Annotated in this window: 16 protein-coding genes and 1 riboswitch; of the genes, 3 read left to right on the forward strand and 13 right to left on the reverse strand. The window is 26.7% G+C overall.

Going from position 1 to position 15,066, the window contains the following annotated elements:
• Positions 1 to 141: 141 nt before the first annotated feature.
• The gene (locus OM90_RS12805; protein WP_160323657.1) at positions 142 to 279 is read left to right on the forward strand and encodes a hypothetical protein; all 138 of its coding nucleotides are present in this window, start codon (positions 142 to 144) and stop codon (positions 277 to 279) included.
• A gap of 95 nt (positions 280 to 374) precedes the next feature.
• On the forward strand, positions 375 to 1,844 hold the full coding sequence (locus OM90_RS09605) for a nicotinate phosphoribosyltransferase (protein WP_058486670.1): 1,470 nt from the start codon (positions 375 to 377) through the stop codon (positions 1,842 to 1,844).
• 23 nt (positions 1,845 to 1,867) lie between these two features.
• On the opposite strand, the gene OM90_RS09610 is transcribed toward OM90_RS09605, so the two are convergent.
• Positions 1,868 to 2,257 carry a hypothetical protein gene (locus OM90_RS09610; RefSeq protein WP_058486671.1) on the reverse strand — a complete coding sequence of 130 codons (390 nt, stop codon included), beginning with the start codon at positions 2,255 to 2,257 and terminating at the stop codon, positions 1,868 to 1,870.
• 133 nt (positions 2,258 to 2,390) lie between these two features.
• Between OM90_RS09610 and OM90_RS09615 the strand changes: the two genes are divergently transcribed.
• Positions 2,391 to 3,104, forward strand: coding sequence for a lysophospholipid acyltransferase family protein (locus OM90_RS09615; protein WP_058486672.1), 714 nt, complete (start codon positions 2,391 to 2,393; stop codon positions 3,102 to 3,104).
• 25 nt (positions 3,105 to 3,129) lie between these two features.
• Here the strand turns inward: OM90_RS09615 and OM90_RS09620 are convergent, their stop codons facing one another.
• The 12 genes from OM90_RS09620 to OM90_RS09670 form a co-directional block, all read right to left on the reverse strand.
• Positions 3,130 to 3,942, reverse strand: coding sequence for a MetQ/NlpA family ABC transporter substrate-binding protein (locus OM90_RS09620; protein WP_058486673.1), 813 nt, complete (start codon positions 3,940 to 3,942; stop codon positions 3,130 to 3,132).
• A 15-nt stretch (positions 3,943 to 3,957) separates the two neighbouring features.
• Positions 3,958 to 4,623 carry a methionine ABC transporter permease gene (locus OM90_RS09625; protein WP_058486674.1) on the reverse strand — a complete coding sequence of 222 codons (666 nt, stop codon included), beginning with the start codon at positions 4,621 to 4,623 and terminating at the stop codon, positions 3,958 to 3,960.
• Complete coding sequence (locus OM90_RS09630) at positions 4,620 to 5,627, reverse strand: methionine ABC transporter ATP-binding protein (protein ID WP_058486675.1); 1,008 nt, start codon at positions 5,625 to 5,627, stop codon at positions 4,620 to 4,622. The genes OM90_RS09625 and OM90_RS09630 overlap by 4 nt, the downstream gene beginning before the upstream one ends.
• Before the next feature lie 60 nt (positions 5,628 to 5,687).
• A riboswitch (SAM riboswitch) is annotated at positions 5,688 to 5,785 on the reverse strand.
• Between the two features lie 53 nt (positions 5,786 to 5,838).
• Positions 5,839 to 6,531 (reverse strand): CvpA family protein, encoded by a 693-nt coding sequence (locus OM90_RS09635; RefSeq protein WP_058486676.1) that lies wholly within the window; start codon positions 6,529 to 6,531, stop codon positions 5,839 to 5,841.
• Positions 6,532 to 6,544: 13 nt separating this feature from the next.
• Positions 6,545 to 7,735 carry a DUF5711 family protein gene (locus OM90_RS09640; protein ID WP_058486677.1) on the reverse strand — a complete coding sequence of 397 codons (1,191 nt, stop codon included), beginning with the start codon at positions 7,733 to 7,735 and terminating at the stop codon, positions 6,545 to 6,547.
• Positions 7,736 to 7,834: 99 nt separating this feature from the next.
• A complete protein-coding gene (locus tag OM90_RS09645; protein WP_058486678.1) occupies positions 7,835 to 8,896 on the reverse strand; it encodes a YkvI family membrane protein in 1,062 nt (353 codons plus the stop codon).
• Positions 8,897 to 8,988: 92 nt separating this feature from the next.
• Positions 8,989 to 9,252: a pro-sigmaK processing inhibitor BofA family protein gene (locus OM90_RS09650; protein ID WP_058486679.1), complete on the reverse strand. Its 264-nt coding sequence runs from the start codon at positions 9,250 to 9,252 to the stop codon at positions 8,989 to 8,991.
• 22 nt (positions 9,253 to 9,274) lie between these two features.
• The gene (locus OM90_RS09655; protein WP_058486680.1) at positions 9,275 to 9,559 is read right to left on the reverse strand and encodes a DUF2508 family protein; all 285 of its coding nucleotides are present in this window, start codon (positions 9,557 to 9,559) and stop codon (positions 9,275 to 9,277) included.
• A 127-nt stretch (positions 9,560 to 9,686) separates the two neighbouring features.
• Positions 9,687 to 10,148, reverse strand: a complete 462-nt coding sequence (locus tag OM90_RS09660) for a flagellar export chaperone FliS (protein ID WP_058486681.1) — start codon at positions 10,146 to 10,148, stop codon at positions 9,687 to 9,689.
• An 11-nt stretch (positions 10,149 to 10,159) separates the two neighbouring features.
• Positions 10,160 to 11,608, reverse strand: a complete 1,449-nt coding sequence (locus OM90_RS09665; RefSeq protein ID WP_058486682.1) for a flagellin N-terminal helical domain-containing protein — start codon at positions 11,606 to 11,608, stop codon at positions 10,160 to 10,162.
• 9 nt (positions 11,609 to 11,617) lie between these two features.
• A complete protein-coding gene (locus OM90_RS12810) occupies positions 11,618 to 11,776 on the reverse strand; it encodes a hypothetical protein (protein WP_160323658.1) in 159 nt (52 codons plus the stop codon).
• Positions 11,777 to 11,786: 10 nt separating this feature from the next.
• Entirely contained in the window at positions 11,787 to 14,993 is a 3,207-nt protein-coding gene (locus tag OM90_RS09670; protein WP_058486683.1) for a DUF6240 domain-containing protein, read from the reverse strand.
• Positions 14,994 to 15,066 lie beyond the last annotated feature (73 nt).

Here is a 15,066-nt window from a genome sequence, read left to right on the forward strand (position 1 = left end):
TTAAGGCTAATTTTATACTTTAACACCTAAAATCAAGCATGATTTCTACTAAACATAAGTGTTGCATTTAATATTGCAATTTAGATTTTTTATTAAATAAAAAAACATAATTATAGATACAAAATATAAAGGAGAGCAAATATGGAAGCATTAATTATTATATTTGTTTCTTTATTTTCTTTTTATGTTATTCTTTTACTTTCATCTCAATGTGAAAGTTATGCTATTAAAAAAAGCAAAAAGTTATTAGAACTTTTATTAAAAAATAAACGAATATAAGTTTATCTTTTTATTTATTTTTGTTTTTTGTGGTATAATGGTAAAATATAAATAAAAATATTAAAAAAATTATTGTAAATGAAAGGAAGTATAAAATGCCCGATTTAAATTTAACCTTGCTTACAGATTTATATCAAATGACCATGATGCAAGGGTATAAAAAAGCTAATGTAAAAAATAAAGAAGTAGTATTTGACTTATTTTATCGCAAAAATCCCTCCGATTCAGGATTTGCAATAGCGGCAGGTCTTGAACAAGCCATAGATTATATAAAAAATTTAAGTTTCTCTGAAGAAGATTTGGATTATTTAAAAAGCCTTAATATTTTTGATGACGACTTTATCGAAGATTTGAAAAACTTTAAATTTACAGGAGATATATATGCTGTTCCTGAAGGAACTGTTGTATTCCCAAAAGAGCCTCTTATAAGAGTTAAAGCTCCTATCTTTGAAGCTCAATTTATAGAAACAGCTCTACTTAATATTATAAATCATCAAAGTTTAATTGCCACTAAAGCCGCTAGAGTATGTTGGGCAGCAAAAGGAGATTCTGTATTAGAATTTGGACTAAGACGAGCTCAAGGACCAGATGCAGGTATTTATGGAGCTAGAGCTGCAGTTATTGGAGGATGTACTGGGACTTCTAATGTTTTAGCTGGGAAATTATTTAATATACCTGTTTCCGGAACCCATGCCCATAGCTGGGTTATGAGTTTTCCTGATGAATTAACTGCATTTAGAGAATATGCAAAAATATTCCCTGATACTTGCATACTACTTGTGGATACTTATGATACTTTAAAATCAGGAGTTCCTAATGCCATAAAAGTATTTAGAGAATTAAAAGAAAAAAATATAAAACCTAAAGTTATGGGAATTCGTCTTGATAGTGGAGATTTAGCTTACTTTTCAAAGAAAGCTAGAAAAATGTTAGATGAGGCAGGCTTCCCAGAAGCTATAATTAGTGCTTCTAGCGACCTTGATGAATATCTTATAAGAGACCTTAAACTTCAAGAAGCTAAAATAAACCTATGGGGAGTAGGGACAAGACTTATTACTTCTAAAGATTGTCCTGCCTTTGGTGGAGTTTATAAATTAGCTGCTGAAACTGACGAAAACGGTCAATTAATACCCAAAATAAAACTATCTGAAAATCCTGATAAAGTAACAAATCCCGGTGTTAAAAAAATAGTCCGTATCTATGAAAAAGATACAGGTAAAATAAAAGCTGATATTATTGCTTTAGAAAATGAATATTTCGATGAAAACAAACCATTAAAAATATTTGACCCCGTTAATACTTGGAAACAAATGAATTTAAAACCTGGAACTTTTACCATAAGAGAATTACTTGTTCCTGTTTTTATTAAAGGAAAATGTGTATACAAATCTCCTTCTGTTATGGATATTAGAGAATATTGTCAAAAAGAATTGTCTACTCTATGGGATGAATGTAGAAGATTAATTAATCCTCATATACTTCCTGTAGATTTATCTAAAAATTTATATGAATTAAAGCAAAAAATGATAAATGAAATTAGAGGAAAAAATACTATAGAAGAATAATCCCATTTTAGATGGGATTATTCTTATTTATTATTTTTATTTATAATCTTGTTATTTAATGAATTTTCTTTTAGATTATTTGGGATAGTAGTATTTGTTGTGCTATTTTTTGTTGTTCCTGTTAAATCAGTTGTTATTCCTTTTCTTATATTATCTTCTCTTTCTTTTAAATCTCCATCGTATACATTTTCATCTCCTGGTATTAAGTCTTCATCATTTTCAAAATAATCATTATTCATATTATTATCTAAGATATCCCCTGCATCATTAATATTCCCTGTAACATTATCTCCATTATCAAACAACCCATCATCATATCCATTATTTTGAGAAGTATCATTATTGGTACTACAACCTACAAACAAAAGCATAATAGCTAAAATAGAAATTAATAATTTCCCTTGTTTTCTCATTATATTCCCTCCTTTTTAATAGATTTCATTATTATTATTTCTTTATTTTTTTAAAAAATGTTATATGTTTTTTGGTAATGTAAAAAAATAAATGATATAATATTTAAAAATAAAATCTATATAGGAGGACATTATGAGAACAATTCTTTGTATTTTATATATAATAATTATTAGTATATTTTCTATTTTATTTAGAATTTATTATTTTATTTTTAAAAGATCTAAATCTAAAAAAGAACAAATAGCATATTCTTATAAATGGCTGCAAAGAATATGCAAAGGACTTCTTAAATGTTCTGGTACCAAATTAACTGTAAAAGGGCAAAAAAAAATTCCAAAAGACACTCCTATTTTATTTATAGCAAATCATAAAAGTTTTTTTGATATTCCCATTTTAGTAAATGCAGTAGATATTCCTATGTCATTTGTTGGGAAAATACAATTAAAAAAAGTTCCTGTAGTGTCTTTTTGGATGAAAAAAATTGGATGTATTTTTATGGATAGATCAGATATAAGACAATCTCTAAAAGCAATTAATAAAGGAATTCAACAATTAAAAGAAGGACATTCTTTATTAATATTCCCAGAAGGAACTAGAATAATAGAGGAAAATTTAGGAGAATTTAAAAAAGGAAGTTTAAAACTTGCTACAAAATCTAATGTCCCTATTATCCCTATTTATATTCATAATGCTCATTATATATTAGAAACTCAATTCCCTTGGATTAAAGCAGTAGATATAAATGTTAATATAGGTGACCCTATAATTATAGATAAGCTTAAAGATGAAGATAAAAAAAGATTAGCTCTGTATGTTAAAAACAAAATTGAAGATTTACGCAAATAATTGGACGGCCAATGGCCGTCCAATTTTAAAATACAGGAACTATTTCTCCGTTATAATTATCTTCAATATACTTTTTCATTTTATCAGAAGTAAGAGCTTCTGCTAAAGCTTTTAAATCTTCCCTATCTGCTTCTCCTTTTCTTATAACTAAAACATTTACATAAGGTGAGTTAGCATCCTCTATAGCAAGAGCGTCCTCTGTAGGAGATAATTCTGCTTTAATTGCAAAGTTTGTATTAATCACTGCTGCATCTACATCTTGTAAAATCATAGGAAGAGCTGCGGCTTCCATTTCTTGAAATACTAATCCTTTAGGATTATTTTTTATATCTAATATAGTAGCTGTTTGGTCATTTACATCATTTAGTTCTATAAGTCCATTATTGTGGAGAAGGGCTAAGGCTCTTGCTTCATTACTTGTATCATTTGGAATAGCTATAACTGCCCCTTCTTCTAACTCATCTAAAGAAGTTACTTTTTCTGAATATACTCCTAAAGGTTCTATGTGAACCTTTGCTAAAACTTCTAAATCATATCCAAATTCTGCAATTTGTTTTTCTAAAAATGGTATATGTTGAAAGAAATTGGCATCTACTTCCTTTTCTTGAAGTGCTCTATTATGAGTGTTATATTCATCTATTACCATTATATCTAATTCTATCCCTTGCTCTTTTAAATCATCTTTAATATATTCTAACATTTGTGCATGAGGAACTGAAGTTGCTGATACTTTTAGTACTGTATTTTCTTCTGCCTCATTACTTTCCTTAGAACATCCTCCAAGTATTCCAATAGTTAATATTGCTAATGTTAAAATTGCTATAATTTTTTTATTCATTTACATCTTCCTTTCTTATTTTTTATTCATTTTTTTTGCAATGCTATTTCCAATCCATTGAATAAGTTGAACTAATATAATTAATAAAATTATAGTTACTATCATAAGAGAAAAATCATATCTATAATATCCATATTGAATTGCTATATTCCCTAGTCCGCCTCCTCCTACTAATCCAGCCATAGCACTATATCCTATTAAATTTATGATAGTTAAAGTAATTCCAAGTATAATAGAACTCATAGCTTCTGGAATAAGAACTTTTATAATAATTTCCCACGGAGTAGACCCCATAGCAATAGCTGCTTCTATTATTCCTTTATCTACCTCCTTTATAGAACTTTCTATTACTCTTGCAACAAAAGGAGCTGCTGCAATGGATAGAGGAACTATAGTCGCAGTAGTTCCTATACTAGTCCCAATTATTAATCTAGTAAAAGGCATAAGAGCTATTATTAAAATAGCAAAGGGAAAAGACCTGCCTATATTTACAATAGTTCCTAATACTTTATTTAACTTTAGATTTTCTTTAATTCCACCCTTTTCAGTAATAACTAATATAATTCCTATGGGCATTCCAATAATGATAGCTATAAGAGTAGATACAAATACCATATAAAAGGTGTTCCCTGTTTCTCTTAAAAATAATAATAAAGCTCCTATGGGATTTTCAAATATCATAGGGATATCACCTCACATTCCACTTCATTTTCTTTAAGAAAACATATTGCTTTTTCTATTTCTTCCTCTTTTCCCTTTAATTCCACAATTAAATTCCCCACTAGATTATTTTGTAAATGGTCAATTCCTCCAAAAAGAATATTGGCATCTATATCATATTTTTTTATCATTTTTGATAGTATAGGATTAGATGCCCCACTCCCTTCAAAATTAAGACGAACTAATTTTTTAAAACCTAGTTCTTTAAATAATTCTTCTGGTATATCATGTCCAATATTTTTTACAAAATTCTTAGTAATTTCATTCTTGGGATGAGCAAAAACCTTAGAAACCATTCCACTTTCTACTATTTCCCCATTTTCCATAACAGCAACTTTATTGCATATCTGCTTAATCACTTCCATTTCATGGGTAATGATAACTATAGTTAACCCTAATTTTTCATTAATTTTTTTTAATAATTTTAGTATTGATTGGGTTGTTTTAGGATCTAGTGCTGAAGTTGCTTCATCACATAATAAAACATCAGGATGATTAGCTAAAGCCCTAGCAATTCCTACTCTTTGCTTTTGTCCTCCACTAAGCTGTGAGGGGTAACTATTTTTTTTATCTTCTAACTCCACTAATTTAAGGAGTTCATCTATTCTTTTTTCCCTTTCTTCCTTAGGTACTTTAGATATTTCTAAAGGATAAGAAATATTTTCTGCTACACTTCTTGAATTTAGCAGATTAAAATGCTGGAATATCATACCTATTTTTTTTCTTAACTCTCTTAACTGTGAAGCATTTAAATCCATTACATCTTGTCCTTTAATTAAAACTTTACCTTTTGTAGGTTCTTCTAAACGATTAATACATCTAACAAGGGTTGATTTACCAGCACCACTAAGTCCAATAATGCCAAAAATATCTCCTTTTTCTATAGTTATATTAATATTTTTTAAAGCTTTAACTATATTCCCTTTGTCTCTAAATTCTTTATAAAGCCCTTTTACTTCTATCATATTGTCCCTCCTTTCAGTAAAAATAAAAAAAACCTCTTTGATGAAAGAGGTTATACACTCTTCTCATCTTCTGCATTTTGCACTGGAATTGGCACCTTCGCCTTATTGCGGGTTGCCGGGTTTCATTGGGCCAGTCCCTCCACCTCTCTTGATGAGACCAATATTAATTTTTAGTAAGTATATCAGTTTACTCTACTATTGTCAATACAAACTATAAAAATAATTTTAAAAGCCACTTAAGAAGTAAATTATATTCATATAAAAACTTTGCTATTACACTCTCTGATATGAGTAAAAATACTTGATTAAAAAATGGATTGCTATGAAACATAAATAGTATAACAAAAATTACCCAAATATGCAAAACTCCCATGATAAGCCCAAAAATAAATCCAAATAAACGATTTACAGAATTAATTATTGGAAGTTTGGCTAAAATATCTAATATATTAATAATTATTTTAAGGCCTATAGTAACTATTATAAGAACAAGAATCATAGAAATTATATTTATACAAATATTCGCTATATATCCAGCTATGTAATCCTTTAAATTATCTACATTAAGGATTTTATATACTTCAGTATTATTATTTTCTATTAAAGCACTCTTTAAAAATTTAGGAAGATTTAAATTATTTATTGTTTCTATTTGTCCTGATAAAGTTCCCATATTATCGGCATTTTCAATAGTCAATGTAAGACCTATTTTATTTTTTATGTTTTCAAATAAAGGAGTGGAATTTCTTAAAAAAGAACTTACTACTGGATATATTCTGTATGCTAAAAATATGGATAATATAGAAGATATTAACTTAAAAAAAGAAAGAACAAAACCTCTTTTATATGCAATAAATCCATTTATAATTAAAATAAGTATTATAATAATATCTGCTGCATTCATATTCTTCCCCCAATTATCTTTTTATTTCCATTAAATCCACAGAATCCTTAGAAATTAAAGCAACTTGTTTCCCATTTTTTAATGGAATAATATCTTTTACATCTTTTAAAGCAGTATATTTAAAAATTTGTTTGCCTTTTTTATTTAAACCATAAAATGTCCTGTTTACTCCAACTATAACCATATTTTCATCAGCATATAAATAAGTTACATCTCCTTCTGAATTAAAACTATATTTTTTTTCTCCATTTGTATCATAAAAAACTACATTTCCTTCATTTTCTTCTATTCCTGGCATCTTTTCAGAAGATAGAACTAAAACTAAATAAGACGATAGATTCCTTTTTTTCTCTATATTCCAAGGAATAGTTTCTATACTATTATTAAGAATTTCTTCTTTTACTTCTTTATTTTCATCAATCCATAAAATTCTATTATCTCCTAAAACAACCAAAGTATTATTTTTTAAATAATACATATTAGAAAAAACAGTATCTTCCCTTGCTATGGCAAAATCAATAAAATCTTCTTTTAATATGCCATCTTCTCCTAAATCTAGAAAGATTAAATCAGATTTTAATCCATTAGCATTTGGATTTAAATAAATTATAGGCAAAGAATTCCCATCATTTGATACAATAGCTCTAAGAGGATATCCTGCATCTTCAACATATGTACTTCTACTAATCCCTATATCATTTCCCTTATTATCATAAATTTTTATTTTATGCCCTTCTTTTGTTTCACTAATAACTGATAAAAAACCATTAGAATTTATAGAGAAATACAATATTTCATTATCTTCTAATATTTTATAAACTAACCCTTTATCATTTAATACATAAATAATTTTTCCTTTTTCTTCTCCTACTGCTATATAAGGTTCATTTATTATAAGTCTTGGATTTGTCATAGAATAGGTCGCATTCCATAATTCCTTTCCTTCTTGAGAAATTCTTTTTATTCCATCAGGGCTACACTGGATTAAATCATTTTCATACACTGAAAAAATATAATTACTTTCTGAATCTATATCGACCCACTGTTTTTCTAAATAAAGAGAAGGTTCATTCCCATTTATAAAAGAAAAATGCAAGTTACTTCCCGAAACATCTAAATAAATTAAAATACTTGCTCCTATGATTAAAATAAGAAGAGCAAAAATTCGTGCCTTTTTCTCTTTATTTTTTTTTGTTTTTATCAAGGTTTTTCCCCCTAAAGTTTTCTCTTGTATATGGTACTATAACTTTTTTATGATTTCAATAAGTCTTTATCTTATAAATGAATATTTTTTGAATATATTTTAAATTTTTCTAATTTTAATATTTACAAAATATAATAATATCACAAATATTTCAAAAATACCTACATATCCAAATATAGGATATATCTCTCCAACCATCTTTGAAAAACCTATTTTAGCAATTAAAATACTTATTAAAATAAATATGGGTAATATAAATTTATAAGAAACATTAAATTCAAAACAAACTCTATTTAAAAATCCATATCCATTAGCAACTGCTGTAGTAAATATGGCAGAAAATAAAACTATTAAATAGATGTACTCAATCAAAAATCCATATTTAGCAGTTATTTCTAACATAGGAATTTCTATATCTTTTATATTTCCATAATGGATAAACGTTACCATGCCAATACAAATTCCTAACACTCCTAAAACTAATCCTCCTATTATTCCTCCCAACCTTGCTTCTTTTTTTGAATTAATTGTATTATATAGGCTACATAAAATTACTACTGCAGTAATTATATTATAAGAAACATATATAATAGAAGAAGCAACCCAATTTCTTGTAATTTTTCTAAACACAGATGTTATGGAATAAGAAAAAACAGCCACATCCTTAAATACTATAATATATATTCCCAGCAAAATTCCTCCTATTAATAACAAAGGAGCTAAAATAGAATTAATAGCTATAATACCTTTAATATCATATAAAAATATTATAAAACATAATCCTGCCATAATAAATACTCCTATTGTAGTTGGTATATTAAATTGTTGTTTTAAAAGAGCTCCTGCCCCTGCAAGCATTGCACAAAATGTAATAAACATAAATAAAGAAACTACCCATTCCATAACATTACCTAGAAAATCTCCCATTATAGGATAAATAAAATCTCTATAATCTTTTATTTTATAGATATATACTATTTCTAAAACAACACAGCCTAAAAGAGCAAATAAAAGACCTGATAAAAACAATCCACATATTCCATCCCAGCCATAAGATGTGAAAAACTGTATTATTTCTCTTCCTGAAGCAAATCCTGCTCCTAAAACCGTTCCAGTATATACACTAGCCACTTTTATTATTCTATTTCTTGATTTTTTCATAAAAAAAATCCCCCATTATTTATTTGTACAAATATATGAGGGATAATAAAATTTAATTCTAATGTTTTAAATTCTAAAATGAACTTAAAATACTAATATAATACATTATTAACAATATATAAAAGTATAAAACCCGGAAGTCCTAATATAGCTATAATAAAAATGGTTATCCAATTAACTCCCACATACCAACCTATAGGTGATAATATAAAGTTAAAAATCATAAGCCCTATAGCACCTCCTAAACCCTGTATAATACTTCTTATAAGAAATTTAAAGGATTTAGGAAATACCATAAAAATCAAAATAATAACCCCAATCCATATTAAATAAATTAAAAAATCATCATTTCCCATAAAATCCCCCTATTATATTTTATCAAGAACTTTCTTTTAATTCTTTTATTTCAGGACTATTGTATTCTTTAGCTTTTTTTAAATAATATTCATACCTAGCTTGCAGGGCTTTCATCTCATATATACAGCTATCTATTAGCTCTTTTTCTGTAGTATTTTCAAACCTATGGTATACTAAATCTATATCCTTTTTTATTTTTATAAGCTCATTTTTTATTTCATCTTCCTTTGTCATAATATTAAAATTCTTTAATTTAAAATTAAATGGAAAAATACTTCTTTTGGCTGGTTCAATATTATAATTCATTATGTATTCTCCTTTATTTCTTTAATTACTATAAGTATAGTCTAATAAAGGTCAGTTTATTCATATAGCTTATCTTTTATTCCATAAAATCACATAAAAAATATACCCCTATTTTTGGGGTATATTTTTATGCTTTAAATCCTCTATTATTTTCTTCTATAACAGATTCATTTAAATTTCCTTTACCATAGGTTAATCCTGCATATATTTTTTGTGTATTTTCCATTACAGGTGTTTTTTGTTCTTCCTTAGACACTACTTCTTTCCAACCTACTAAAAGAATATTTAGAAGTTTTTTTGCTTCTTCTAAAGGCTCTTTCTTTTTCGTTATATAAGAATTAATTATTAATTTATTTATGTATAAATAAAGAGACATTAAGTCATAAGAAATTTCATAGGATAAATCTAAAGATTCCATTAATTCCCTAAGAAGATTTTGAGCTTTTTCTATACTTCTTTTAAAATCCTTTTCATCAGTTACAGGTATCTTTTTTTCTGCCTCATTGATAGCTTCTATAATAAGTTCATAAGTAATTACTATAAGCTGTCCAGGAGTTGCATTTACTATCTGAGCCGTTCTATTTTCCATAAACTATCTCCTTATCCTTGAAGTAATTGTAATATTTGTTGTGGTCTCTGATTTGCTTGTGCTAACATAGATGTTCCTGCTTGTACTAAAATACTCTTTTGAGTATATTCTGCCATTTCTTCAGCCATATCTGCATCTTGTATTCTAGATAAAGAAGCTGTCATATTTTCAGATGCCACTTCTAAATTAGCTACTGTATGTTCAAGACGATTTTGATATGCTCCTAATTTAGAACGAACAGAAGAAATTTGTTCAATAGCATTATCTACAATAGTTATAGCCTCTTGAGCAGCTGTAGTTGTACTTAAACTCATATCATCTAACCCTAAAGCAGAAGGAGATAAATTTTGGATACGCACTTGCATAAATTGTCCTTCATTAGCCCCTATTTGAAGATCTAGTGGCCCTGTTTCTAAAACGTTAATAGTAATATCTCCTGTTAATGTTGTGGTATCTTCAGTTACTCCTCCTGTTGAAGGGTCAATATTTAATTTCGTTACTCCACCCGTTATGATCATTTTAAAATTATCAGTAGAACGAAATTCAACTCTATTTCCTGAAGCTTCATATGTAGTATTTGAAGGAAAAGCATCTGCTAAAACAGGACCTATTTCTATGTCAACTCCTTGATTAAATGTACCTGCTGTTAACCCCAATTGGGATAATAAAGCAGTATCTCCATCAATTACGATATCTTTACCCTCATATCCTGGTTCTTTCATGACAAAAGTTAAAGATTTTCCATCCCCAAATGAACCTCCAGTATAAAGTTCAATGCCTACCGTATCACAAAGATCTCTTATTTTTCCAAAAACTTCCATTCCTGTATCTGTTTCCAAAATTTCAACCTGCTCACCATTAATATTTATTTTACCAGTTACCCCTATAGTTCCGTCTGTTTCAAAGGAAGCTGCCCCTCCTTCTAGATAATTTTGTTTTGCTGCTGTTGTTACAGTAAATGTATACTTTCCTGGCGTTACAGTATCACTCATAGAAACAATATCTGCTATTTCATTATTACTAGAAAAAGCTGTTCTATCTATTTCTCCATTTAATAACTTTATTTCATTAAATTCTATATTATCTGAAATTCTTTGAATTTCTTTTATTAACTCTTCTACTTCATTATTAATAGCTTGTCTATCCTCTGCCGCTAAAGTTCCATTAGAAGATTGAATAGCTAATTCCCTAATTCTTTGAAGCATAGAATGTACTTCATTTAATGCTCCCTCTGCAGTTTGTATAAGAGAAATTCCGTCCATAGCATTTCTATTAGCTTGTTTTAATCCTCTTATTTGAGTATCCATTTTTTGCGCAATAGCAAGCCCTGCTGCATCGTCTGCCGCACTATTAATTCTAAGGCCTGATGATAATCTCTGCATTGTTTTATCTAATAAAGTATTATTTCTATTTAATTGATATAATGTTCTAAGTGCTGGTATATTATGATTAATTTTCAATTAAAACACCTACCTTTTATTTATTTTATCTACATTATTTATCGACTTATTAAACAAATTTTTTAAATTTTTTTCTTCTATTTTTTTATTTTTATCTATTTCATCTATTAAAGAAACCATCTCAAAGATTATTTCAAAAAGATTTGATTTTTTTTTATCCTTATCCATCATCCTTCTCCTAAACGACTATTTCAAAATCTGAATCTAAATTTTTTCTTACGGGACTTAGTATTTGATGATTATTACTTTCTTTTGATTCTTCAGTGTATAATCCTATTTTTACTTTATATCCCATATTTTCAATAACAGCTTTTATATTATCTTCATAATTTTTTAGATAATCTGTTATCTCTTCATTTTCCCCAGTTATCTTAAAATCTACATTAAAATCATTCATTTTAATATTCATCTTAATATTCCCCATATTTTCTGTTTTCATAGTAACTAAGGCATTTATGCTATTTGGATTTGCCGTATTCTTCCCTTTCTTTTCTTTCATGAAATATACATTTATATTTGCAATTTTTCCATTTAATAAAACGGGAATTTGATATATCTCATCTTGCATTTGATTTTGAATATCTATTATGTTTTCTATATCCCCTCCTAATTTCCATACATCTTGTTTTTTATTAGAAAAAGATTCTAATAATTGACTTCTAATTTCTTTAACTTTTTGCTTAAGGGTATCTAAAACTTCTTCTATCTCTTTACCCTGTTTTAACTGATTAATATTGTCTTTTATAACTTCTTCTAAATTGTCTTTATTAAATTCTTTTGTAATATTATTAAACTTATTTAAATCATCCCCAAATATATAAGGATCATCAAATATAGAAGATATACTTTCTAAATTTTTAAGATTTATAGGTATTTTATTTCTTTCCATAAACAATAAGGTTTCTTTGTTTATATTTTTAAGATTTGATATTCTATCTATAAACTCATTTATATATTTTTCTTCAATATTATTTTCTAGCAACCCTTCCCTTACATATTCCTTATAAATATTCTCTAAATCCTCAGATAATAATCCTTTATCCATTAATTCCTGAAGTTTATCTATAGAAAGACTTTTTATAAAATCATTAAATATACTTTTAGCATAATTTTCTCTCATATTTTCATTAGAAGAATCTACAAATGCCTTATCTAATTGAGCTTTTATACTCTTTTCAGGGAAAATTACTTCCTCACTAAATCCAAAATTATCATCAACTGCTACATTTATATCTTCATTTTTCCCTAATGTCCTAGATAAATATTTAGCTCCTTCCATTAAATTACTTAAAGTTAACTTCATATTATTTTTCATTAACCATCCAATTACTTTTCCTTCACTTTTTTCAATGGTATTAAGCATACGATAAATCCCTATAATACCTTCTCTTTCATTTTGAGATAATATTTTTTCTTCGTCCATTTGTAAAATAAGTTTTTCTAGTTTTCCTGTAAGGTCTTCACCTAAAAGTTCATCAAATCTATTCATATATTCTATTACGTTATCTATAGGAAGTTTATCTGGCCTAAAACCTTCTTTTATCATATTAGCTGCAATAATAGGATGAAGTTTTTTTACCACATAATTCACTTTTTGATCTAAAAATTTTAAATGAATAAGATTTTCTTCATTTAATTCCATATTATTTTGAATTAATATTCTTGCACATCTAATATTTTCATCTGTAGCTTCTATCCCTTTTTCAATAAGTAAAGGAGCAATTTGATCATAAACCTTTTTTATGTTATCTCCAAATCTTAAATCAGGTTTTGTATGTGCTTCTTCATATTTTGAAACTGCTAATTGTTCTTTATACAAATCATCTATAACAAAGGAAATTTCTTTTCTTATAACTTTAGGAAGTACATTTTCATCTAATTTCTTAACTACTTCTATTTTGTCATACACTTCTTTAAGTTTTTCTATATTTTCTGTAGAGGTTTCTGCTCCTGCTTTTTTTAAACAATCTCTATAATATTCTTTTTCTAATTCCCTTAAATTTTCTACTATTTCTTCAAGTGGTGCTGTATTAATCTCTATTTTTTGATTTAATTTTTTAGCTGCTTCTAAAGTCATTTTTAATCTTATTTCTTCTAGCTGCCTTTTAATAGTAATAAAATTAGTATCATTTTCTTTAATATCTATTGTTTCTATATTACTTTGATTATTTATCTCTTCCCTAAGATTTTTAAAATTTATAGGCAAGTTTTTCTTTAATATTCTTTTTATTATTTCGTCATCTATTTTAGGTATATCCTTAACTAAACTATTAACTTCCTCTTCTGTTAAGTAACTTTTATCAGAATGTGTATTAAAAATTTCTACTGACCCTGGATTTTTATTCTCTTTTAAAAGTTGTACTGATTTATTCAATAAGCTATCTTCATCTAAATTTTTTATTGCTTCTTTAAGAGAAATGATACTTTCTACTTTTTTATCATCTATTTCTTCGTTATTTTCTATAAGAAGTCTAGCAGCCTCTATATATTCCTTTTTTGTAGGAATATTTTGATATTCTAAAATATCTTTTATTTCCTCATCGGTTGCGTAATAATTTGTTGTATCTACTTTACTAGAGGAAAATATATAAGTATATAAATTATTAATAGTAAGGGATAAATCTTTTTTAATAGCTTGAAAAATTGCTTCATTACTTATATTTTTTATTGCTTCTATTTTTTCTTTAACTGATAATAAATGATTAATATTTTTTCTTGTAACAGGCAATCCATTTTCAAGTAAAACTTTAATTATGTCTTTTATTCCCATAGTTTTATCATTAGTAAACTTTTTAAATTCTTCTTCTATTTTTTCCTTAGAAACTAATTCTTTAGATAAATTATCCTTAGAAAGAAAACGAGAAATTATATCAATAGATATTTTTTCTATATCATAAGGACTTTCTAGAAGTTCTTTAATTTCTTTTTTTGTCATAGTATTAATAATTTCATCTATTTTTTGTTTTGTAGCTATTACTTTTTCAAATATTTCTTTTTCTATTTCTATACCACTATCTATCATACTCTTAGCTATTTCTAAATTTTGTTTTGATATAGGAATAGATTCTTTTTTTAGAATCGACCTAAGATTATCATATTGTTTTATAGACCTAATATTTTTATCTTCTTCATATATCTTAAGATAAACTTCATTATCAACAACTTTTTTAACTTCAAGTTTAATTTCATCTCCTATATCATAATCTTCATTTGCTTTAACTAAAAATTGACTCCCTTGTATTTCTATGGTCATTGTTTCTTGTCCTTTAGAAACAATTTCTCCATTTAATATTTCTCCTTCAATCCACTCTTCTTCTATGGGATTACTACAATCTATTTGATTTTTATTTATAACTATATCCCTATTTTGTATTTGACTAACCATTAGACCCTCTCCTTAACTATTTATAGAGAAGCCTTCTCTAAACTTAATTATCTAAAAATTTATATTGCTATTA

The sequence above is a fragment of the Defluviitalea phaphyphila genome (assembly GCF_001466305.1).
In the GTDB taxonomy this organism is placed as follows: Bacteria; Bacillota; Clostridia; order Lachnospirales; family Defluviitaleaceae; genus Defluviitalea_A; species Defluviitalea_A phaphyphila.

What these genes read in the sequence shown, in the direction of transcription:
- OM90_RS12805 (WP_160323657.1), top strand. Translation starts at nt 142, where the DNA reads ATGGAAGCATTAATTATTATATTTGTTTCTTTATTTTCTTTTTATGTT.
- OM90_RS09605 (WP_058486670.1), top strand. Translation starts at nt 375, where the DNA reads ATGCCCGATTTAAATTTAACCTTGCTTACAGATTTATATCAAATGACC.
- OM90_RS09610 (WP_058486671.1), bottom strand. Translation starts at nt 2,257, where the DNA reads ATGAGAAAACAAGGGAAATTATTAATTTCTATTTTAGCTATTATGCTT.
- OM90_RS09615 (WP_058486672.1), top strand. Translation starts at nt 2,391, where the DNA reads ATGAGAACAATTCTTTGTATTTTATATATAATAATTATTAGTATATTT.
- OM90_RS09620 (WP_058486673.1), bottom strand. Translation starts at nt 3,942, where the DNA reads ATGAATAAAAAAATTATAGCAATTTTAACATTAGCAATATTAACTATT.
- OM90_RS09625 (WP_058486674.1), bottom strand. Translation starts at nt 4,623, where the DNA reads ATGATATTTGAAAATCCCATAGGAGCTTTATTATTATTTTTAAGAGAA.
- OM90_RS09630 (WP_058486675.1), bottom strand. Translation starts at nt 5,627, where the DNA reads ATGATAGAAGTAAAAGGGCTTTATAAAGAATTTAGAGACAAAGGGAAT.
- OM90_RS09635 (WP_058486676.1), bottom strand. Translation starts at nt 6,531, where the DNA reads ATGAATGCAGCAGATATTATTATAATACTTATTTTAATTATAAATGGA.
- OM90_RS09645 (WP_058486678.1), bottom strand. Translation starts at nt 8,896, where the DNA reads ATGAAAAAATCAAGAAATAGAATAATAAAAGTGGCTAGTGTATATACT.
- OM90_RS09650 (WP_058486679.1), bottom strand. Translation starts at nt 9,252, where the DNA reads ATGGGAAATGATGATTTTTTAATTTATTTAATATGGATTGGGGTTATT.
- OM90_RS09655 (WP_058486680.1), bottom strand. Translation starts at nt 9,559, where the DNA reads ATGAATTATAATATTGAACCAGCCAAAAGAAGTATTTTTCCATTTAAT.
- OM90_RS09660 (WP_058486681.1), bottom strand. Translation starts at nt 10,148, where the DNA reads ATGGAAAATAGAACGGCTCAGATAGTAAATGCAACTCCTGGACAGCTT.
- OM90_RS12810 (WP_160323658.1), bottom strand. Translation starts at nt 11,776, where the DNA reads ATGGATAAGGATAAAAAAAAATCAAATCTTTTTGAAATAATCTTTGAG.
- OM90_RS09670 (WP_058486683.1), bottom strand. Translation starts at nt 14,993, where the DNA reads ATGGTTAGTCAAATACAAAATAGGGATATAGTTATAAATAAAAATCAA.